The sequence below is a fragment of the Quyinboa mangrovi genome, from assembly GCF_042219825.1.
Lineage (GTDB): Bacteria > Bacteroidota > Bacteroidia > Bacteroidales > UBA5342 > JBHJHP01.
This window is the reverse complement of record NZ_JBHJHQ010000009.1, coordinates 111,337-134,528: the sequence shown is the minus strand read 5'-3', so window position 1 is coordinate 134,528 and position 23,192 is coordinate 111,337. Positions and strand designations below refer to the sequence as shown.

Annotated in this window: 17 protein-coding genes; 7 read left to right on the top strand and 10 right to left on the bottom strand. The window is 39.4% G+C overall.

The features are described from left to right. The first annotated feature begins 2 nt into the window (after window positions 1–2). A complete protein-coding gene (locus ACE1ET_RS18280; protein ID WP_375729864.1) occupies window positions 3–476 on the top strand; it encodes a GNAT family N-acetyltransferase in 474 nt (157 codons plus the stop codon). On the opposite strand, the gene ACE1ET_RS18275 is transcribed toward ACE1ET_RS18280, so the two are convergent. The 9 genes from ACE1ET_RS18275 to ACE1ET_RS18235 all read right to left on the bottom strand — a co-directional run bounded on the left by ACE1ET_RS18275 (window position 477) and on the right by ACE1ET_RS18235 (window position 8,821). After that, window positions 477–2,072: a M61 family metallopeptidase gene (locus ACE1ET_RS18275; RefSeq protein ID WP_375729863.1), complete on the bottom strand. Its 1,596-nt coding sequence runs from the start codon at window positions 2,070–2,072 to the stop codon at window positions 477–479. 23 nt (window positions 2,073–2,095) lie between these two features. After that, window positions 2,096–3,412 (bottom strand): TlpA family protein disulfide reductase, encoded by a 1,317-nt coding sequence (locus tag ACE1ET_RS18270; protein WP_375729862.1) that lies wholly within the window; start codon window positions 3,410–3,412, stop codon window positions 2,096–2,098. Window positions 3,413–3,819: 407 nt separating this feature from the next. Next, entirely contained in the window at window positions 3,820–4,902 is a 1,083-nt protein-coding gene (gene modC / locus ACE1ET_RS18265; RefSeq protein ID WP_375729861.1) for a molybdenum ABC transporter ATP-binding protein, read from the bottom strand. Further along, window positions 4,899–5,591 (bottom strand): molybdate ABC transporter permease subunit, encoded by a 693-nt coding sequence (gene modB, locus ACE1ET_RS18260; RefSeq protein ID WP_375729860.1) that lies wholly within the window; start codon window positions 5,589–5,591, stop codon window positions 4,899–4,901. Before modB ends, modC begins: the two co-directional genes overlap by 4 nt. 21 nt (window positions 5,592–5,612) lie before the next feature. After that, window positions 5,613–6,395 (bottom strand): molybdate ABC transporter substrate-binding protein, encoded by a 783-nt coding sequence (gene modA / locus ACE1ET_RS18255; protein ID WP_375729859.1) that lies wholly within the window; start codon window positions 6,393–6,395, stop codon window positions 5,613–5,615. A gap of 22 nt (window positions 6,396–6,417) precedes the next feature. Beyond that, window positions 6,418–7,596: a porin gene (locus tag ACE1ET_RS18250; protein ID WP_375729858.1), complete on the bottom strand. Its 1,179-nt coding sequence runs from the start codon at window positions 7,594–7,596 to the stop codon at window positions 6,418–6,420. A 104-nt stretch (window positions 7,597–7,700) separates the two neighbouring features. After that, window positions 7,701–8,186 carry a tRNA (N6-threonylcarbamoyladenosine(37)-N6)-methyltransferase TrmO gene (gene tsaA / locus ACE1ET_RS18245; protein ID WP_375729857.1) on the bottom strand — a complete coding sequence of 162 codons (486 nt, stop codon included), beginning with the start codon at window positions 8,184–8,186 and terminating at the stop codon, window positions 7,701–7,703. Between the two features lie 51 nt (window positions 8,187–8,237). Next, window positions 8,238–8,570 carry a winged helix-turn-helix domain-containing protein gene (locus tag ACE1ET_RS18240; RefSeq protein ID WP_375729856.1) on the bottom strand — a complete coding sequence of 111 codons (333 nt, stop codon included), beginning with the start codon at window positions 8,568–8,570 and terminating at the stop codon, window positions 8,238–8,240. A gap of 38 nt (window positions 8,571–8,608) precedes the next feature. Further along, window positions 8,609–8,821 carry a TOBE domain-containing protein gene (locus ACE1ET_RS18235; RefSeq protein ID WP_375729855.1) on the bottom strand — a complete coding sequence of 71 codons (213 nt, stop codon included), beginning with the start codon at window positions 8,819–8,821 and terminating at the stop codon, window positions 8,609–8,611. A 276-nt stretch (window positions 8,822–9,097) separates the two neighbouring features. Here ACE1ET_RS18235 and ACE1ET_RS18230 point away from each other — a divergent pair, with 276 nt between their 5' ends. Continuing rightward, window positions 9,098–10,639, top strand: a complete 1,542-nt coding sequence (locus tag ACE1ET_RS18230; RefSeq protein WP_375729854.1) for a GNAT family N-acetyltransferase — start codon at window positions 9,098–9,100, stop codon at window positions 10,637–10,639. Window positions 10,640–10,666: 27 nt separating this feature from the next. On the opposite strand, the gene ACE1ET_RS18225 is transcribed toward ACE1ET_RS18230, so the two are convergent. Further along, window positions 10,667–14,653: a hybrid sensor histidine kinase/response regulator transcription factor gene (locus tag ACE1ET_RS18225; RefSeq protein WP_375729853.1), complete on the bottom strand. Its 3,987-nt coding sequence runs from the start codon at window positions 14,651–14,653 to the stop codon at window positions 10,667–10,669. A 260-nt stretch (window positions 14,654–14,913) separates the two neighbouring features. Here ACE1ET_RS18225 and ACE1ET_RS18220 point away from each other — a divergent pair, with 260 nt between their 5' ends. From ACE1ET_RS18220 to ACE1ET_RS18200, 5 genes are read left to right on the top strand one after another with little or no spacing between them, the layout of a single operon-like run. Continuing rightward, the gene (locus ACE1ET_RS18220) at window positions 14,914–18,144 is read left to right on the top strand and encodes a SusC/RagA family TonB-linked outer membrane protein (protein ID WP_375729852.1); all 3,231 of its coding nucleotides are present in this window, start codon (window positions 14,914–14,916) and stop codon (window positions 18,142–18,144) included. 4 nt (window positions 18,145–18,148) lie between these two features. Next, window positions 18,149–20,035 (top strand): RagB/SusD family nutrient uptake outer membrane protein, encoded by a 1,887-nt coding sequence (locus ACE1ET_RS18215; RefSeq protein WP_375729851.1) that lies wholly within the window; start codon window positions 18,149–18,151, stop codon window positions 20,033–20,035. Window positions 20,036–20,045: 10 nt separating this feature from the next. After that, window positions 20,046–20,834 (top strand): DUF3823 domain-containing protein, encoded by a 789-nt coding sequence (locus ACE1ET_RS18210; protein ID WP_375729850.1) that lies wholly within the window; start codon window positions 20,046–20,048, stop codon window positions 20,832–20,834. 24 nt (window positions 20,835–20,858) lie between these two features. Further along, window positions 20,859–22,451, top strand: coding sequence for a T9SS type A sorting domain-containing protein (locus ACE1ET_RS18205; RefSeq protein WP_375729849.1), 1,593 nt, complete (start codon window positions 20,859–20,861; stop codon window positions 22,449–22,451). Between the two features lie 53 nt (window positions 22,452–22,504). Beyond that, the gene (locus ACE1ET_RS18200) at window positions 22,505–23,167 is read left to right on the top strand and encodes a hypothetical protein (protein WP_375729848.1); all 663 of its coding nucleotides are present in this window, start codon (window positions 22,505–22,507) and stop codon (window positions 23,165–23,167) included. Window positions 23,168–23,192: the final 25 nt, after the last annotated feature.

Below are 23,192 nucleotides of genomic sequence, written 5' to 3'. Positions count from 1 at the left end.
TTATGGATAAAGAACTAACTTTTGAACTGATTGACTTAAAGCGAATGTCACACATTACGGCGTTCAAAAAGCTGTTAAGCGTGTATATGATCGATGAAATGGGCAGCAAACGGCAGCTCTACCCGGAACAATCCTCCAAGGTAGTGCAGGATTTAATGAAGCAATCCAATTATTGCGGTTTTCTGGTAAAAGCAGGTAATGAGTATATTGCCATGGCCAATTGCTTTATTAATTATTCCACATTCAGGGGCAAACAGCTGCTGAATATTCACGATTATATTGTTACACCGGAATACAGGCAAAAAGGTGTTGGCAGTTTTTTAATGGATGAAATTATTTTCTATTGTGAATCGCAGGGATATTGCCGAATCAATCTTGAGGTTCGTGAGGACAATTTTAAGGCACAGGGTCTGTATAAAAAATCCGGTTTTAAACAGTGCGATCCCAATATGTTTTTTTGGGAAAGAAACCTGTAACTATTCAAGCCAGCTCTTTAAAATCTGTTGCTGTAGTTTGTCTGGTTGTTCAATCCGTTTAATTCTGTAATGCACATTGTTTTGATCCTTCTCCTTTTTAAGCTGCAGACCGGCATATCCCAGGTAAGAGGCATAATCCGGTTCCTTAGTCGTGCAGATATATTCAAAAAAGGTACTTAAGGATTGTCCGGCAATCTCTTCACATACCTGCTGAAATTCTGCCTCGGTGAAACCGCGCTGCTTGTCCTGGTAAAATTCACGGTACAAATAACGCATGACATCATCCAGCGATTTTCTGTTTTCTGTGGCATGGCGAATGGTAAAGTCGAGCAGAAGTCCCATTACCGGACCTTTCTGATAATAACTTATTGACTTGTCTTCTGTCCCTTCAGGTGTTCCAAACGGTCCGTCTTCCCATGTGTAATAACTGGCCTGTACCAACGACTGAAAATGTCTTCCCGGATCATTTTCTGTGGCATTAATGTCATTCTCAAGATTAGAAAACAATGTGCCGGTATCAATCAGATCTGCCCGTTTAAGAATCAGGTATTCATAATAAACAGTCAGACCTTCGGATATCCACAGTTGATTTGTCCTGTTTTCCCTACCATAATCGAAGGGGCCCAGCTCATAAGGTCTGATGCGTTTTACATTGTAGTTATGAAAATATTCATGCACTAAAAAATTCAATGTTTTATTAAGGGCTTTTTCAGAAACCAGATCATCCCCGTTAAAACTTACAATAGTATTGTTAAGATGTTCTATTCCTCCTCTTCCAGGTCCAATTCCAATAAAGGTGTAGCTTTCATAGGGTATGTCTCCCATAAGTGTAGTGGCATATGTGATCGCTTTTTGTAACTTTTGCATTAAAAGTTGTGCATTAAATGTTCCTGGTTTATAGGCTGTGAACCGGTGTTCAATACCGTTAACTTTGAATGATGGAAACGAATCAAGATTCCCGGCCAGTATCGGACAGTCATACAATATATCAAAATCAGAAGCTGTAAATGTGATTGGATCTTCTGCAATCTTTTTTAGTCCTGTTGCAATGTCCCTGTAAGCTGACATTAATATTACAGTAACCGGTGAGCTCAGATAGTTTTCGGAATAAAGAAAGGTATTTGAAGGAACAATGTAAGCGTGTTCTTCATCAACATAACTGTTGGCTACGAATCTGCGATAAGTTTCAATGTTGTAATCTAAACTGAAACGTTTGTTTTTCACACCGGTTAAAGTCCATGAACTCTTACCGCTACCAATTATTTTTAGTTCCTGCCCATTCGCTGTTTTTGCGGTCATATCTGTAACTGACCTCGCGTAATCCATCACCTGGTAGTATCCCGGCATCCAGACCGGTAGTTTCAACTCCAGGGTGTCAGTTTGCCAGCCCGATGTTTCAAGTGTTACATGATATCGGTGTGATCCGGGATTATCGATCGATATCAGATAGTTAAAAACCGGTCGTTGTTCTGCAAATACCGCATTTGATGAGAGAATCAGAGAAAAGGTCAGCATGCTGAAGAAATACCTTGCAGTTTTAATCGCTGTTCTTTTGTGTTTTGATCCGGAAAATATGAGCAGGCCTAGATATGTCATGTTGCTTATTATTTGTAAGATGATTACAAGTGAAGAGAAAGCTGCTTAACTTTGTCTTTCAACTGCTGACTCCTTAAATCCCTGGCAATAATCTTTCCCTCCGGATCAATTAAAAAAGTACTGGGATAACCACTGATTCCGTAGAGCTTTTCAATGTTGTTTTCCGGATGTGATATGATAAGAGGCCAGTTGATATGATATTTTTCGCGTACTTTCATAATATCATCTTCCGGACTGCTGCACACAATGCCAACATATTCAATTTTGTTTGTGTCGATGCTGTCATGCAGTGCTTTTAAATGTGGCAGATCACGGATGCATGGTCCACAGTATACCGACCAGAAATCGAGGTATACATATTTACCTTTCAGGCTTTCAAGCGACAATGAATCTTTGGACAAAAGATTTCTGCCACGAAATGGGAAGGCGTTAAAACCGATTTGTGTGGAATACAATTCATCAGGTGGTGTAGCAATCTTTTTCAGCTTTAAGACATTCCTGTTTCGGTCTATCCCATGAAACTCGTATATCTTATCGTTAATATTTACATATTCATTTTGGTAAACCAGTTTATCAAAGTCCGCTTTTTTGCCTGCTTTCAGGCTATCATCCAATAGAACCATTACAGATTCCTTAAAAGAAGGATCATTGAGATTCTCTGTGCTGACTGCAATTTTCTTGTCCTGAAACTGCGCTGTTGCATACAATGGAAAACAAGACATCAGCATATTCATATTCTGAAAATCGACGACAGAAAGCGGAGCTTTTGATGTGACGATTTTATTATTCTGCAGCTGCTCAAAACTGACCATTACCACTTGTTTCATAATTAGACTATCCTCAATAGTTCTGATTTGCGGGTCCAGCCTTGTTGGTCTGAACGCCATATCATCACTGAAGTCCAGGTTATTGTTGGCGTCAATTATAATCATGGTTTCACCTGTTGAATCTTTTCCTGTTGCAAAGGCTATCTGACATTTCAGTGGTGCTTTGGAAAGATTTAAAGTATCAGGATCCCAGTTCCATGAATCCTGAAGATGCTGGTAAAAATCCAGTGTAATATTACCGGCAATATAGTTTTGATAAACCATCTGGTAAATGTTGGTCTGGATAGAACCTTTACGTGCATCAGTCCAGGTCTCCGGTATTCCTTTAACCTGTAGCCGGCAGTTTTTCCAGTTTCCGTTGTCATTCACAGGATCGGGTGAAATACCGCCAAGACCTATATGGAATGGTCCGGCTCCGTTGTGCTCTGTAATAGGGAGCTCAATAATCTCTTTCGGCGCACAACTGAGTAAAAGCAATGATAATGTGATTAACAGGCTTAATTTTTGAAACATAGCAAATTTTTTGAATGAAAGCATAAAAATAGCTAAAATGAAAACGTAATGAACCCGGAAATGGGAAAAATAATTCGATAAAAGGTTTCATATATCAGCTTAAATTGATGAAAATATTTCAAGCAGTGACTGATTTTTTGGATAACGAATAATGTATAAGTGTATTGTAATAACTGTTTAATAGTTTCAGGTTTTTTAGTTTAAGGGATTTGGTGTAATTGCCAAATTATTATAATGAGCACAACTTATTATTGCTACAAACTTTTATTTATTAAGTCACTCTGGGACTGTGCCGGAAGGACCATGTATTGATAGCAGGTAGATTTACGTTTGATACCTTGTCCTGTAGGGACAAAATATTCTATTTAATGGATAAATAATTCCTAATTCCTAATTTGTAAATTTAATTACATCGCTACATCTATCGCCACCGATTTAAACAGACACCACACCTGGCTGCCGACTTCAATTTGCATTCGTTTTAAAGATTCTGCCGTTATTTCAACTACCAGCGGGAAACCTGCATCAACTATGCAGAGTGTGGAGCTGTTTCTTTCGATGATATTTGTAATGGTGCCCCTGATCTGGTTCTGAATGGTCACATCTTTCAGAAAATTTTTTGATAGCGCAATGTCTTCGGAATTGATAAAGATTTTCAATTCCTGCTTTGGTGCATAATGTCCGTTACTGCGTTCGCATAAGATGCGGATATTTGCCTTACGGTTTGGCGAGGAAAGTATAGTCAAACCTTCATCGCGTTTCACCTGATCCACATTCATGGTGATGGCATTCATGACCGAACCTGAACTAAAAATATGGTGTGTTTCCTTTTGTGCCAGTAGTTTATGGTAATCATCATGACCAATGCATCTGCCATTGTGGATCAGGCACAGATCGTTGGTCAGTTTCAGCAGGTCGGGCAGATCGTGGCTTACAATCAGAACCGGAATTCTGATCTTTTGGTGAATACGCAACAGAAAGGGAAGGATCTGGTTGCGCAATCTGGTATCTACTGCTGAAAATGGTTCGTCCAGTAATAAGATGTCAGGCGAGGAGAGAAGTGACCTTCCAAGTGCGGTACGCTGACGTTCTCCTCCGGATATGTCGGACGGTTTGCTTTTTAATAAATGTTTCAGATTCAGCATATCAACTACATCGTCAAAACCTGGTGATGTTTTGTTGTGGCGTTTCAACCCGTACAGAAGATTCCTTTCTACCGTCATGTGGGGGAAAAGGCGGCCTTCCTGGAACACATATCCGATGTTACGTTTTTCTACCGGAACATTAATTTTTTTCGAACTGCTGAACACCGTATTACCCCGAATGGAGATTTCTCCTTCTTCGGGAACTGCGAGGCCGGAAATGCATTGCAGCAATGAAGTCTTTCCTGAACCGCTTGGACCATAAATGCCTGAAATGCCTTCACCAAATACTGCATTGATAATCACATCGAATTTGTTCCGTTTGAGTTTTATGTTGACATCTATCATATGCGTTTCATTCTTTTAACGTACAATTCTGATAATCCCATGGCAATAAATGAGATGATAACACTTACCATAACCAGTCTTAACGTGGCGCTTTCCTGACCCGGAACCTGCATGTAGGCAAAAATGGCCAGTGGTAACGTTTGGGTTTCACCTGCAATATTTCCTGCGAAGGTGATGGTGGCACCGAATTCACCGAGTGAACGGGCAAAGGCCAGTATGGTTCCCGATACAATGCCCGGCATAGCCAGAGGGACGGTTACCTTAAAAAATGTTTTCAGTTTTCCGGCTCCCAGAATTCTTGATGCGTCTTCCAGCCCCGGATCAACCATTTCAATGGCAGTCCTGACTGACCGAACGATGAGTGGAAACGATACAAAGACCGAGGCAATGACGGCAGCCGTGAAAGTGAAAGATATCCTGATGCCAAATGCAGTAAAAAGCCATTTTCCTAAAAAACCTTTTACTCCCAACAGAAGCAGCAGAAGATATCCTGTGGTGACCGGCGGCATGACAAGGGGCAGATGGATAAGGCTTTCAACTGCGGATTTCCCATAGAAGTTACGTCTTGCCATCACATAACCCATTGCCAGTGCCAGCGGAATAGAAACAAGGGAGCAATACACGGCAACCTTTACCGACAGCCATATTGCCTGAATCTCCATACTATTAAATTGTAAAAAACCACTCATCGTAATTCAGAATTGGACCTTTTATTTTTTAAAGCCGTATTTTTCCCATATTGCAGCTGTTTTTTCTGATGTGAGATAGCTGTAAAAGGCTTTGGATGCATCACTTTCATTGCAGATTCCTGCCACATAAACAATGGGTTTGTGCGACTCTTCAGGGAATGACCCGATAATTTTCACCTTCTCAGATTTTAGAGCATCTGTTTTGTAAACAATACCTAAAGGCGCTTCTCCCAGTTCTACAACCATAAGCGCAGAGCGGACATCTTTGGCAGGTAGCACTTTACCGTTTATTTGTGAGTTCCAACCGTAATATTCGAGCACCTGTTTACCGTATTTCCCGGCTGGCACGTGCCCCGGATCGCCCATGGACAAACGGCCTGAACCGATTAATTTATTCAGATCGAGTGTGTTGTTGATAGTCACATCAGTCAGAATGCTTTCTTTAGGAGCGATAAAAACCAGCTCGTTGAATGCAATATTTGTTTTATACGGTGCAACAATAAAGCCGAGGCTATCAACGTAATCCGCCCAGCGTTTACTGGCCGAGATGTAGATATCCGGTGTGCCGCCTTGTTCAATCTGTCTGGCCAGTGTACCGCTGGAAGCCATGTTGGTTTGTACCTTATATGTTGTACTGACCCCGAACGAGTCGATAAGTTCAGACAGTACATCGGTGAGACTTGCTGCGGCAAACACCATTATACGTTTTTCCGTTTTTTCAGCACCTTTATTTGGTTTGCAGGCTGTGATTCCTGTACCAAGAACCAGTAATGCAAACAAAATGATTTTTATGTGTGTTTTCATGATTTTTGAGTTTTGAAGGTTATTAAAGTTTTACCTGGAATGCGAATCCGATATAATCGCCTGTGTTGGATGCCACTGATCCGCTCTGTATCAGGTAATGTAGCGCCAGTTTCAATTTGTCCTTGTTCAGATACCAGTTAACACCAATATCAAGGGTTTCATCGTTCCCGATGTATTTGAACAGGCGTTTATTGCCTTCGCCCTCATATTTATCGTAGGTAACCGTAGGCTCAATAAATGTTTGTTTGTATTTAAAGGTATAGCCTGCGCGGATGTGCCATTCTGTGCCGGAGTAATCATCAAGACCTTCGGCTGTTCGTTTCAGTTTGAAATATTCACCGTCTATACGTAATCCGGCAAAATTGATTAACAGATCTGCACCATAAGCCAGAGACTGATCAAAATAAGTGGTGTCGTTGAGGTGTCCGTTGGTTTGGTTCGAAACACCTAAACCCAGGCTGATACCTTTTCGTTTTTGCCAGTGGTTTCCGGGAAGCCTGTATTTATAAGAAGTTTGTTCCGGTTCACCCAACGAAAATATTATGTGGGCAGTGTTTAAGCGACTGGCATATCTACTGCTGGCGTAAGCCACCGGTTCAAAACTTCCGATGCGGTAACTGATTCCGAACTTTTCAAAGTTTTTTAGTCCACCAAGCCCTATTCCACTCTCAATACCGTTGCCTTTGCCGGTCATAAAATTGCGCATAAACCAGTTGGCGCGGGTTCTGTCAAATGATCCCTGAGCCCAGGCCGCCGTGTTGTATTCGCGGCTAATGGCAGCCCAGTAATATCCGGCATGTACATAAATTAGGTCGGACTGTTGAAGCAATTTGGCGGAAATATAGGCATCCCAGATATCTACACCGGCATAAGAACCTTTGGTGGATGCGTAGCTGTCTTCGCCAAGCCTGTCAAAGTGCAGTTGAAAATGATAGTTCAACCATGGGTAAGGATTTCCGGTAGCACCGAACCTCAGCCTGCGAACCTGGTTGTCTAACCTGTTGGCATTTGAGTTTTCGTTCATACTATAGGTTGTCCAGTTTTCGAAGACAACGATAGGTTTGAACAACTGTTCCTTACTGTTTAGTGTAAACGGATCGTTTTTTTTGGATTCGGTATTCTGAGCTACAGTTCTGTAGTGGGATATCATCAGAATAATCATAGTACAGGTTAAGCAGACATTGTTTTTTGCTACTACCATTTTGTTGGGTTTAAATTGTTCGTTTACATGATTTTTGATGTATTACTTTTAATTTATTGCGTCCTGTAAATGACGTTATAGTTCTAATTTCTTTACTGGATTTCTTATCTGAATCGTTCGTCTGCTCTTAATTTTTCCAGTGGCATATCTTTGTTTTTCTCCAGCCAGCCAATGGTTACGTTTTCACGGTTATCATATCTGGGATAAAAAGGTTTTATATCAATGAGAGGTGTGCCGTCCAGCATATCCACCTGTTCGATATAAATCAGATTACCTTGTATTCCTGTTAATTTTACGGTTGACATGCCTATGGCGTTTGGCCGTTTGGGAGCCTTGGTAGAAAAAATTCCGCGTTCCTGTGTATCCATAAAAGGGATCACTTTTAGCTGATGATCTTCAATCTTATGAAAATGATAGAGAAGTGTGATATGTGAAAATCCATCCAGATCACGCAGACCTTCTACGTATTCCGGTTCAAGTTCAATATAACCCGTAATTCCTTCCGCTGCGATTGGCTGAATAGGCATATCCGAAATGTCGGTATACGGTGTATGAATAATTCCGATGGGTTTAATAATAATCTGTTCCATATGTTTTGTTTTGCCGTTATCCCTAAAAAGATAACGCTGGTTAAAAAATTTTTAAAGATTAATTTCTGTATTCAGCTTATTGACAAAAATCCGAACCTGGTTTTCTATTAGTTCGTATTCTTTCAAAATAAACTGTCCATAATCAGTGATGGTAGCACCACCTCCGCCTTTGCCACCCCTGCTTTTACAAACCAGAGGTTTACTTAGACCTTTATTCAGTTCTTCAAGCATAAGCCATGTTTTGTTGTAGGATATGTTTAAAGCCTTCGAAGCCGTAAGCAAACTTCCTGTCTGTGATAAAATTTTCAGCAGTTGTGCCCGGTCAGATGTCAACAACAGGTTGTCATCTTTCTTAACATTTACCAATAATTCTATCTCAGTCATTTGCTTTTGTTTTGACCCTGGATGCTAAATCGCTTTTATTAATCAGGAACACCAATGATTACTTCTGTTGATTTTACAATGGCAAACGCCGGCTCACCAACTTTTAGCTGCAAATCATCAATGGCATCCTTCGAGATAATGGAGACAATCTCGTTTCCATTCCCGAGGTCAATTACGACCTTGGAAGTGATCAAACCCTCGTCGATGGATTTTATGATGCCTGCCAGATTATTTCTTGCACTTAATTTCATATTTAAGTATTTTGTATCGTAATATCTGATCTGAGTTATTGTTTTGGCTTCAATAAAAAATATGCCATAAAATATAATGTACTTATAGATAATGTATTATGAAACTAATTGCATCAGCAAATCCTACAATTATGTAGGAAATGAAGACGTGTCTACATTATTGTAAGTGAAATGAAGCGGAAATCAACTTGGCATTTATATAAATAATTGTAATTTCATCAAACCTCTTTATGTCCTTTATGTTGAAGAGAAAGCAGGTAATTTAAAATTCATTTTATGGATCCTATAGAAAATATTGAAATTGTTTTTTTAACAATTGATGATTATGATGAGCTGAATACAGCAATGGAGGAGGCCTATTCCGGTTTGCCCGGGGCATACTGGGAAGAGGAACACATTAAAACACTTATAAAAAAATTTCCGGAAGGCCAGGTGGCGATAAAAGTTGATGATGAGCTTGCAGGCTGTGCACTTTCAATAATAGTGGATTCTCAAAGACTTGAGAACAAACATACCTATAACCAGATTATTGGCAATTATTCGTTTAGTACGCACAGAAATAAGGGGGATGTATTATATGGTATCGAGATTTTTATACGACCCAAATTCAGAGGATTACGCCTTGGAAGGCGTTTGTACGACTACCGCAAGGAGCTGTGTGAACGATTGAATCTGAAAAGTATAGTGTTTGGTGGAAGGATCCCTAATTACTATAAATATGCTGAAGAGATTACACCTAAAGAGTACATAGAAAAGGTTCATAAAAAGGAAATTCATGATACTGTACTCGACTTTCAGCTTTCAAACGATTTTCACCCCAAAAAAATATTAAAAGGATACCTGGAAGGTGACGATGAATCAAATGAATATGCAGTTCTGCTGGAATGGAACAACATATATTATGAGGAATCATCGGATAAAGCCGTTAATACCAAAACAGTTGTACGGCTGGGATTGGTTCAGTGGCAGATGCGCCTTTATAAGGATCTTGATGAAGTGATGCAGCAGGCAGAATATTTTGTGGATGCTGTTTCAGGGTACAGATCCGATTTTGCACTATTCCCGGAGTTTTTTAATGCTCCGCTTATGTCTGCTTATAATCACCTTTCTGAGCCGGAAGCCATACGAAGGCTAGCAGAATATACCTCTGATGTGGTGAAACGGTTTTCGGATCTGGCCATTTCGTACAATATCAATATCATTACCGGAAGCATGCCGGAAGTGGTGAGTGGTGAACTGTACAACGTGGGTTATGTGTGTAAAAGGGATGGAGGCATTGAGCGTTTCGAAAAGCTGCATGTTACACCTGACGAAGCCAAAGTCTGGGGACTTCAGGGTGGACAAAAACTGAAAACATTTGATACGGATTGTGGTAAAATAGGTGTGTTAATCTGCTATGACATAGAATTCCCGGAATTGAGCAGACTTCTTGCCAATGAAGGGATGGATATTTTATTTGTGCCTTTTTTAACAGATACTCAAAACGGATATTCCAGGGTGAGAAACTGTGCTCAGGCCAGGGCCATTGAGAATGAATGTTATGTGGCAATTGCCGGTAGTGTGGGGAACCTGCCCAAGGTTCATAATATGGACATTCAATATGCGCAGTCTATCGTTTTTACACCCTGCGATTTTGCATTTCCAACAAATGGAATAAAGGCAGAAGCAACACCTAATACAGAGATGATATTAATTGCCGATGTGGATCTTGACATGCTACGCGAACTGAATCAGTTTGGCAGTGTCCGTAACCTCAAAGACCGTAGATCAGATTTGTATTCCATCATTAACCACAAACGAACGGATACGGATTTATAGAAAACGGATATTTGTTGAGTACTGCAGTTATAGTTGCTTTTTAAAATCTCTTGGCAGAACACCAAATTGCTTTTTAAATTCTCTGGAGAAATATGAAGGTGTTGAATAGCCTACCATTTGAGCTATATCCACCCACTTGTACTTATCCTCCTGAAGATATTCTACGGCCTTTTTTAATCGTTCCACTTTAATATAATCGAGTGGGGATAAGTCGGAGATTCCTTTGATTTTCGCAAAAAATGCTGAACGGCTCATATTCAGGTATTCTGCCAGTTGATCCACCCCGAAATTAGAGTCAAGGAGATGAGCTTCGATTGTTTTTTTAACCTTTTCAATAAATTCTGTGTCTTTATCAGAACCTGCAATAGATTCTGATTTAACAAGCGGTATTTTCAGATAGCTGTCCCGTAACTTTCGCCTGTTCTCAAAAATATTGATAATCCGTACACGAAGAAGATCTATTGAAAACGGTTTATCGATATAGGCATCCGCTCCGGTACCATAGCCTTCAATTTTTGCTTCTTCTGTTGTTTTGGCTGTAAGCATAATAACCGGAATATGGCTGTAGCTAAGCGTTGTTTTGATTTTATCCGTTAGTTCAAAACCATTCATATTCGGCATCATTATATCCGTAATTACAAGATCTATCGTAGTTTTATCTAAAATTTCCAGTGCCTCCAGTCCATCAGCTGCCAGGTGAATTTTATAATCTCCTGATAAGGTGCTGCCCAGAAACTCGCGCAGTTCATCCTGATCTTCAACAATCAACAAATTGTAATTTGAGAAACCCGAAGAATGAGAATTGTAACTATTATTCCCAGGATGATCTGTTAATGTATCGACTGCTTTATTTTTGGTTGAATCGGTTATCAGCCTTATATCAGCAGTTTTTTTAACAGGAAGCGTAATCATAAAACATGCACCTTTACAGCCGTTCTCAACTAATTCGATCAACCCTCCATGGTGTTTTATAAGCGATTGTGCATACGGTAATCCTAAACCGATTCCATCTTTGTTTTTTAAAGACGAACTGCGATCATGTACAAATGGCTCAAAAATTGACTGTCTTATGCTTTCAGGCACACCATCACCATTATCCTGAATTTTGATTTGTATAGAATCACCATTATTCACAAGACTTACAAGCACTTTAATTTCAGAATCCGCATATTTTAATGCATTTGAAAAAAGGTTCATCAGGACCTTTTCAATGGCGCTTCTGTTGACTTCTGCATAAAGTTCTTTGTAACCACTGCTTACATTTATTGAAATGTGTCTTGATTTTGCACTCCCCTGAAAGCTCAGTATGACCTGATGAATAAGATCAATGATATCATGGGAACTAAATTCAAATTCCTCAAAACCTTTTTCAACCCTTCTGAAATCAAGTAATTCAGTTACCAGTTTATACAGATTACCTGCATTTTTATCAATTATTTTCAAATTCTGTTGTATTTCAGAATTGAGATTCCTGTTTTTCAGAATTTCGTCAACCGGCGCTTTTATAAGTGTAAGCGGGGTCCTGATTTCATGGGCTATGTTGGTGAAGAAATTAATCTGCGTGTTGTACATCTGTTTTTCTTTCTCCAGGTTGTCTTTGGCCATTTGCATCCTGTGTTTTCTTCTTTCGAATAACATTATGGCGTAAATAAAAAGAATGAAAACGATGAAGTAGATTATATATGCCCAGGGTGTTAGCCAGAATGGTGGCTGGATTGTTATTTTGATCCGGGCTCCTTCTTTATTCCAAACCCAGTCGTTATTGGAACCTTTAACTTTAAATGTATATTCGCCCGGTGGTAAATTCGTGTAGGAAGCTCTCCTTCTTCTGCCGGCATCGATCCATTCATCATCAAATCCTTCCATGATATACTGATAAAGGTTATTCTCAGGATTTTTATAACTCAACGCTACATAATCAAGGCTAATGACGTTCTGATTGTATTTTAGATCAATGGCTTTGCAGTTAATGATGGAACTTTTAAGGATTCCATCGTTACTTTTCAACTCCAGATCTTTATTAAACAATTGAAAATTTACAATGCGTATGGGAGGTTCAAAGTCATTTGTCGTAATATCGGTGGGATAAAATGCATTAAAGCCATTTACACCACCAAAATATAGTTTACCATCCCGTGTAACATATCCTGAGTTGAAATTAAACTGATTGCTTTGCAGTCCGTCCGCTGTTGTAAACATTGATACTTTCTTTTCGTCAGGTAAAAACCTGAATAATCCGTTACTTGTGGATAGCCAGATCTGGTTTTTATGGTCAGCAATAATTGAATAGATAAGTCTGTTACTAAAGCCATTAATATTAGAATATCTTATGAACCTGTCATTTTCATGGTCGTATTTACAAAACCCGTTTTCTTCACTGCCGGCCCATAATTGTCCCTGTGCATCCAGGCAAATGGTTAATATGTTATTATCCGGAAGGGAGAACTCATTTTTTTCATCATACAGATAATTCACAATATCTCCTGACTCATGGTTCAGTTTAAATAACCCGTTACCACTCGTACAGTACCAGAGGTCGCCTTTCGGGTCTTCTGTAATATCCCAGATAAATAGTCTGGCAGTTGATTTATAGTGTATGAATTCTTCCGTTAATCTGTCCAGCCTGTAAAGCCCTGCATTGGTTCCCAGCCAGATGTTATCGTGTGAATCTTTAATGATGGATTTAATATGTAGCGTTGAAACACCTGAAAATTCTATGTGATATGATTTGTATCTTTTAGTGTTCGTATCAAATAAGAATAGTCCGTCTCCGTATGTTCCAATCCATAACATGTGTTTATCCATGCATAAAGCCTGAATATTATAGTCACTCATATAATGTTCAAAGGTTTGAGAGGAAACATCCAATAGGTTTAATCCACCGTCTTCAGTGGCTACCCATACATTTCCGTCTGCGTCTTCACAAAACCGGCTTACTGCTTTCCCATGTAAGCCATTTGTAGTAGGCTGATAAAGCTCTATGGTATTTGAAATATCTGCCAGATAGTTCACGCCTCCGAAATAACTTCCCAACCACAGGCCGTTCTCAGTATCTTTATAAAAGCAGTAAATAGAATTATCACTAAGTGCGCCATTTATTACCTGGGAAGCCTGTATAAGTGTATGCGTCTCTGCTTCGGTATCAAAAAGGAGGAGTTCCGAATCTGATCCGATTAAAAGTTTACCGGAACCTAATTCAAAAATATCATGGATGTGTGCAAGAAAATAGTCTGACCCGGAACTAAAATAGCGTTTTACATTATGTGTTGATTCATCATAACGGATCAATCCAAAATTATCAGTGCCAATCCATAAATATCCTTCTGAGTCTTCAATGATTTTGGTAATATAATTACCCTGCAACCTGTCCTGTTCAGATAAAACCTTAACAGACTCAATACTTTGTGATTTTGGATTGTATTTTAGCAGTCCGTTACTTGATATCCATAAATTACCTTTTGAATCTCTATACGTGCAACTCACTGAATGATTCAGCAAGCTTGCTGTTTTCGGAGCGAGTTGTATTAATCCACCAGTCCGGTGATTATATTTAAACAGCCCCTGTTCTAAGGTAGATATCCATATAATATCATCTTCGGTTTTAAAAAAATCATTAATTCTCGAATCAACTGTTATGTTGTTTTCTGTTTCGTTTTCAAATCGTGCAAATCTTTCTTTATCCGGATTATATGTGTAAATTCCATTTGCTGTCCCTATAAACAAGGTGCTGTCTGACGTTTGAACAAGATCTATGATCTTGCTGCTGCCAAGGGTGTTATCTCCACTTTTGCTTCTGTATATCTTAAAATTATAACCATCAAACCTGTTCAGGCCATCGTTGGTTCCAAACCACATAAATCCGTCATTATCCTGCAGAATACAGAATACTGTGTTTTGAGAAAGGCCATCTTCTACTTTATAGTTTTTAAAATAAAAATGATTGGCTTCAATATGAATACCAAATGAAAATAATACAGTGAGATTAACTAATATTTTGACTATGCCCCTATGCATCAAATTATACAATAACGCTGAATAATAAACTATCCTTAAAACCAATCCTTCCTGTAGATCAATATAATGCCACAAGATAATATAATAATACTATCTGCTGAACAGAATTTAAGGGTCAAAGCTTACAATTTTGTCCTGTTTAGGTGTAAATATTGTCCTGATATGCTATTTCTGGACAAAATTCACTTTTAAATGGATTTTAATTCAGGTAGAGGAAAAGTATATGTGGTAGTTTTATCACATTAACTAATCAATCTGCTATGAATGGCCCAAATTTTTTGAAATCATTTCTTCTGTTTTTATGCGTATTTCTTTCCGGTTCAGCATTTTCACAACTTAAAATGGTGAGTGGAATTGTAACGGATCAGAATAAGGAACCTCTGACCGGAGTAACCGTTATGGTCAAAGAAAGCAACGCAGGCACCATAACTGATATAAAGGGTCAGTTTAGTGTCAGAATTCCTCAAAGTGGCGGAACGCTTATATTTTCATTTGTAGGATTTGAACGAAAGGAAATTAAAGTTACAGATAATGTAAATCTGTCTGTGGTTTTAAAAGAGAGTGATGTATCGTTAAATGAGTTTGTTGTTGTTGGATACGGTATACAGAAAAAGGTATCTGTTGTTGGAGCCGTTGGAACCGTGGATAACCTGGACCTGGTCAGAACCAATTCGTCAACCACAGCAACTGCGCTTGTTGGTAAAGTAGCTGGCATTACCAATCGTCAGACCAGTGGAGTACCGGGTGCTTCTACATCTTTGCAGATCCGGAATCTGGGAACACCCTTGTATGTTATCGACGGGGTAATGAAGGATGAAGGAACCTTTAATAATATTGATATAAACGATATTGAAAGCATATCTATTCTGAAAGACGGATCTGCAGCTATTTACGGTGTTAAAGCATCTAATGGTGTTGTTCTGGTGACCACAAAGCGGGGAAAACTGAATCAGAAGAATACGGTAAATATTAATTCCTACTATGGGATGCAAAACCTGACATACTTCCCACGGGGAACAGATGCTTATACCTTAATGAGAGGAAAGGCCGAACAACAGTTAAATGATCTGGGCTATACTTCCATTACTGCAGAAGATCTGGAAAAATATAAAACCGGATATTATAACCCGGAAACCGGTGAAGATTACCGCAGTTTTGACTGGTATGATTTTTCGGTCAAAAAGAATGTCCCTCAGAAATACCTTAATGTCAGTACATCCGGTGGAAGTGAAAAGATTAATTATTATTTCTCATTCAGCACACTGGATCAGGATGCCGTTTTTGAGGACTTTAATTTCAGCCGGAAGAATATGCAGATCAACTCCGACGCTAAGATCACGGAATCACTTAAAGTATCTGTATCCGTAAACGGTAGAGTTGAACGAAGAAATGCACCGGCAATTGTCGCTGATAATGATTATAAAAACCTGAGATGGGGATTGTTGTTTATGAGTCCGACAGAACGTCCCTATGTAAATGATAATCCTGACTATCCTGCTTTTATACAACACGCACCGGATTATAACACTGCCATCGCTCGAAGAGATATTGCGGGGTATTCGAATGATCTTTGGCGTGTGATGCAGTCAAACTGGGATATTGAATATAAAACACCTTTAAAAGGGCTGACAGCCAAATTAACCTACTCGTATTATCTGGCGGATAATAAAATGGACAATTTCAGGAAGTACATCACCTTATATGATCCGACGATTACAGACAGTTATGTTCCGGTGGAAAGTTATAATTCCAATGTTTACTTCAGAAAAAGAAACCGCTACATCGAAGAAAATATGTACAGGGCAAACATAAATTATCATAATATTTTCGGAAAACATGAGCTGGGGCTGGTCTTTGCCGGAGAGGCCTCGGAACGGAAGGACAGAACATGGCAGAATGACAAGACGAATATCAGACATAATTACGACGATTTTTTCAGCGATAACGATAAAGAGGGTCTGTCATACATAAGAGATGACTACTGGGAAGGTGCCACGGCAGGTTTCATTGGTAAAATGAACTATTCCTACGCTGAGAAATATCTGCTGGAAGTAGCCGGCAGGTATGACGGATCAAGCAAATGGGCACCTGAAAAACGCTGGGGCTTCTTCCCTTCCATATCCGGCGGATGGAGAATATCGGAAGAGAATTTTATTGCCGGCACAGGGATTGGCCGGGTAATAAGCAACCTGAAGCTAAGAGCATCTTATGGTGAAATGGGCGATGAAAATATGCCAACGGGAAGCAACGGTTACAATTACTTCGATTACCTGGCAGGTTTCACCTATTCAACATCCGTAAACAGCGGGGCATATATGGCTTCCACTCCCTTCGAAAATTCAATCACCGGAACTTCTGTTCCGGGCGTTGTGTATGACAACATACCCAAAACCAATGTAACATGGATCAGAACATCCATGAGTAATATTGGCCTTGATCTTGGGTTCTTCAAAAACAGATTATCGGTTGAACTGGATGGATTTGTCAGGGAAAGAAGAGGCCTTTTGGGATTCAGAGATGACCTTGCCCTCTTATTTCCTGAAGAAGTGGGGTATGATCTTCCGGTGGAGAACCTAACCTCGGACCGGCATATCGGGATCGACGGATTTACAAAATGGGAGGACAGGATTAAGAAACTGCATTACTGGGTTGGCATTAATTTTACCTTCTCCAGAAAGATGGATTACGAACTTTACGGAGCTGCTTTTGAAAACTCCTGGGATGAATACAGAACTTCAACAAATAAAAGGTGGGCCGGACAAAACTGGGCTTATCATGTCATCGGACGCTTTCAGTCACAGGAAGAAATAGATAATTATCCGGTTTATGTTGAAGGACCCGGACTGACAGCCAATAAATACCTCTTACCTGGTGATTTTATGTATGAGGATATCAATAATGACGGTATCATCAACGGATATGATGCACGGCCGGTTGGATATGCTGTAGGAAATAACGGACAACAGCTGTTACCCATCCTGGCAGGTGGTTTTAATTTCGGACTGAACTGGAAAGGATTTGATTTTGCCGGTGATTTTGCCGGAGGGTCACTGTTTTCATATTTTCAGGATTATGAAGTAAAATGGCCATTCCAGGCAAAGGACGGAAACACACCTTCATACTTAATTACCGATGCATGGCACAGAGAAGATCCTCTGGATCCGACATCTGACTGGATACCCGGAAGATATCCTGCGGTGAGAGGTTTCGGTTACCATAGCATCCATTCGAATACCTATGTGCAATCCGATTTCTGGTTACACCGGATCTCTTATGTCCGGCTAAAAAATGTTGAATTAGGTTATAGCTTACCACAGAGCATTACCCACAAAATTAATATTCAGAAATGCAGGATTTATGTGAACGCAACCAACATACTCACTTTTGATAATATGCATCATCTTGGACTGGATCCGGAAATGGATGAACGCAATGGAATGGGATATCCAATTCATAAAGTATTATCGTTCGGAACAAACATAACTTTTTAATACTATGAAAACCAGGCAAATACTATTAATAAGCTCAATACTTACCTTCTCTTTGTTATTCGGTTCATGTACAGATTGGCTTGAGAGGGAATCAAAAACAAAGCTTAAAGAAGATATGGTGTTCACTTCAGAAGCACTGATCAACAGTTTTCTGGCGAATATTTACTCAAGACTACCGGATATTGGTAGTTTGGATGGGGATATAAACACCATTTCCACAATTACAGATGAATCCATGAATGGCGGTAAATCTGCCGGAACCAATGACTGGGAAAACTACAGTTACTCTTATCTGACGTATTATGATTACGGTCTATTGAAAGATGTCAACTATTTTATTCAGAATCTGCCGGACGATGCAACAAATCTATCTGGTGACAAGGTGGACTATTACCTGGCAGAAGGACGTTTTTTAAGGGCCTATGTCTACTTTGAACTGGTTAAACGCATGGGCGGTGTTCCCTTAATCACTGAATATATCAGGTATGAAAACGGAGCAGATATGACTGAATTCAGAAGGCCCAGAAATACTGAGGATGAGATTTACACCTTTATCATTGATGAACTGACGGAAATAGAGTCGGTTTTTAAACTGGGAAACAATAGGTTTAAGAACAGGGCCTCAGAAGGTGCCTGCCTGGCAGTAAAAGCAAGAGCTGCTCTGTATGCTGCAACACTGGCCAAATACAACAGTACGATGTCAACTCCCGTTCGTCTCGATGGTGGGGAAGTTGGGATACCGGCAGCACGTGCAGACCATTATTTTCAGTTAAGTCTGGATGCATGCCAACAAATTATGGATTTACCTGAAGGTTACGATTTGTATAAGAATGGTTCTGATCCGGAGGGAAACTTCGCTGAACTTTTTATTGCTAAAGATGACCAGAATCCTGAAGCAATATTCGTTGAGGACTTCGATATTTCAGGAAAAACACATGGATTTACATACAACAATATAGCACGATCTCTAAGGTATCTTTCAGGTGGGGGTTCATACATTAATCCCTCATTGAATTTGGTGGAGGCTTTTGAGACCCTTGATGGTAACACGGAAAAACTGAAGGACAGGGAGATTCCGGGTGATGAAAGCAATAGTTATGTGTATTATGCAAACGTAGGTGACATTTTTAATGACAGAGATCCGCGTTTGTCCGGAACACTCATGTTACCAGGTTCATCATTCAACGGGAACAATCTGGACATACAGGCCGGATTGGCGGTATGGAACGGTGCTGATTATGATTTTGTTGAACGTCCGTCATTTGCCAGTGAAAGCAATTCAACCTATACTGATCCATCAACAAATGAAACATACATCAGAACTGGCGAAGACGGTCCTCACAACGAAACCGAGGTCAGCCGGACAGGTTTTTATATCAGAAAATTTATCGAAGCAGGAGAAGAAGCCGGTTTAGGCCGTAGCAGTGTTGCATTTGTAAGGTACCGCTTTGGCGAAGTGCTGTTAAATGCAGCAGAAGCTGCCTTTGAACTGGGTGAAACAGATGATGCGTTAATTTACATCAACAGGCTGAGGGAACGAGCCGGAATAGCTTTGCTTGATGAAATATCACTGGACAGGATCCGGCACGAGAGAAGAGTGGAACTTGCTTTTGAAGGGCACCGGCTGTTTGACCTGATCAGATGGCGAAAAGCACATGAACTGTTCAACGGACAAATGGATAATCCGGATGCCGTTATAAGCGGATTATGGCCTTACAAGGTGATCAGACCTGGCCATGAAACGCATGAAAAATACATATTTGTCAGAAAAGATATTGCGCCTGAATTTTTACGGGCCAGATATTTCAGAGTAGGTAATTATTACAATGCTTTCCCGGTAAGTGCACTTAATGCGAATCCATTACTGATTAAAAATCCATTTCAGAACTAAAACTGCAGCCATGAAAATAAAATTAAATTACATATTGGTTTTTATCGTAAGTATTCTGTTTTACAACTGTGAAGTCGATAATTATGCGCCTCCCAAAGCAGTATTCCAGGGTAAACTTATGGTTGGGGATAAACCTTTGCAAACCCAGGAAGGGTATATGTTTGAATTGTGGCAACCACAATATACCAATCCGAATAAGATTAATGTTCATATCAATCAGGATGGCGAGTTTAATGCCTTGCTTTTTGATGGTTACTATGAAATCATACCAAGTGGTGAGAGTTTGAATGCACCATGGATCTGGTCCGGCTGGGAAAATACTACTGCTGAAGGTATTCCTGATACCATTGCGTTTAACCTGAGTGGAGAAAAAGCACTTGAGGTTCAGGTTATTCCATATTATGAATTTAAAACCATCAGCTTCAGTTTTGAGGATAATTACCTGATAGCTGCAGTTGAAATAGAAAAACTGGTGAACGATACCGATATCCCTGACGGAGAAAATGCAACGAAGGTACTTGGGGTAGCTTTGAACATAGGCTTAAATGTTACCTACGATCCAAGTTCTCCCATCGCAAGTAAAAGGGGAAGTGTAAACAGGCCTGTTGATATAAGTTCACCCCTTGAATTAAAAATAGATATGGCTAAATACTACAGTTCAACCTATACCGCTTCAAATTATCGAAAATATTTATTTGCCAGGTTATCAATAAAAACCAATAAAAGTAATGATGTATTGCTTTTTTCAAATGTGATTAAAGTTGATATCCCGGATGAAGTTTACAATTTATATCATTAATGTTTAATCTTAAATAGATTTATTATGAAAAAGAATGTTTTACTTTTTGCATTTATTTTTGTTGCAGGATTCATCAAAGCGCAGGTTACTCTTCCTCCAACACACGACTTATCAGGCATACTGACTGATGCAGGTTTCACCTGGGATATATCCTATCTGAATGGTGACGGAACTGCAGAGGCAGGTGAAAACGGAATAAAAGGTACAGTTGGCGATTTCAACGCAGACGGAATCGATGACTTTATTCTTACCGGATTACATGGACAAAATAATGAAACCGGAAAACTCGGTTATTTCAGAGTTTATGAAGGTAGCAGTACAGGTGCACCCACTCTGGCTTACAGTAATGATGAATTCCCTATTGCCGGTAACGGAGCTGTTGATTGTTATTTACAGAGTGATGGTTCATACCTTGTTGCAGTTCAGGGCGGTGCATTGGGAAACTGGACAAATCCATTTAAGGCAATGGTGTTTAAACTTTCTAAAAATGCGTTAGGTTACTCAATGGAAGTTTTACAGGAACTTGATTTTGGGGCAGGCAGAGGATCAATACTGTTTTTGGATATTGATGGAGACGGATATGTGGATATCTTTCAGAATGGCTGGGATGGTGTTGATACATGGGTGGCACAGGCCAATGTATATCTGAACGATACCGAAAACTATTTTATCCTACAGGATGAATCAGGAATAACTCCGGCCGCCAATTTGTTTACTGTAAAAGGTGATGTTGACAACGATGGCGATCTTGATCTTGCCATGGCAATCCAGGGTGCTTCAGGAGGTGCTTATGTCTATATTAATGACGGATCCGGTGTTTTCCAGGAAAAACTTATCATGGCATTTGATGAAGCTACATTGGGTGGAGCTGTTGAAGGTAGTGATGATGCATCACAGGTGATGATGGTTGATTTTAATAACGATAAACAAAAGGATATTATCGTTACAGTGACAGGTATGTTTGGTGAACCCTGGAATTTCTTTTTTAAGATTTTTAAAAACAACGGTGACGGTACCTTTACAGAATTGGAGCATAAAAATAAAGCCGGTGAAGCTACAACCCTGTATGGTGGGCAGCGTTCCGATTATGCTGTTGCAGATTTCGACGGAGACGGAAATGAGGATATTTTATTCGGTGGAGAGAATGCTCTTGACGGATGGAAGTGTAAAACCTATATGTATTTAGGAAACGGTGAGGGAGGATATGATCAGTTTGATGTTACTGATGTTGTTGTGCCAATGAGCCGAAGAGGTAATTTTGGACGGTATCTTACAGGTGACTTTAATGGCGACAAAAAAACGGATGTTGTTGCTGCTGGTGCGGATTATTATGGCAATAATTCTTCAGCTAAAGTATTTTACGGAAACGGTATGGTCATCAGTCCGGTTCAAAAAACTGAGGTTTATACACCAACTGTTTTCACCAGTGGAAATACAGTTATCGTTGAAAACGAACACGGTGCTTCTGTTGAAATCATTTCACTCTCAGGTAAAACAATCCGGATGTCTCTTATAACATCAGAATTTGAACGTATCACTTTAAATGAAAAGGGAATTTATCTTGTAAAAACGATAAAAGAAAATAAAACCGGGATTGTTAAGGTGACCATTTTTTAGTTAGGTAAGAGAGGAGCCTGTCTCCTCTCTTTTCCTTCTTACCGTGGAATAAAATGAAAACTACTTTACATATCATTACAGCACTTATGCTTAGTGCATCAGTAGCATATTGTCAGGCTCAGGAAAAGGGTTTTGAAGGTATGTACTTTAATGATTTTGTTACAGGAAATATCTTTTTCAGTGATGGCTCTACGGTAGATATTCCTCTGAATTACAATAGTCTGGATGAACAGTTTGTGTTTTTAAAAGATAACGAAATACTTGCGATTGCGAATTACGAAAACATTGATTCTATAGTGGTGAATAAAACCGTTTTTGTTCATGGTTTTGGAGAGGCTTTTTTTGAAAAAGTAAAGGTTGCAGATCAATATTATTACATCAGGTATAAATCGGTAATGATTTCAAAAGGTAAAGGAAGTGCATATGGTAGCTATTCAGAAACTACATCCATAACAAATTTTGAATCAGGAACCGGATCAAACGGGAGGTATAATTCATTACAATTAAATGAAGCCATCAGAACAAACATGTCAGAAATTATATATCTGAAACCGAACGAAGATTATATTGCAATAACGAATGTGAAAAAATTAATTAAGATATTTAAGCCACATAAAGCGGTAATTTTAGAATTCAGTCGAAAAAAACATATAGATTTCGATGAAACTGATGATATAAAAAAGATTGTTGTTTTTTGTTTAACCGGTTTAGAATAATAGTTTTAATTCTGTAAATTATTGA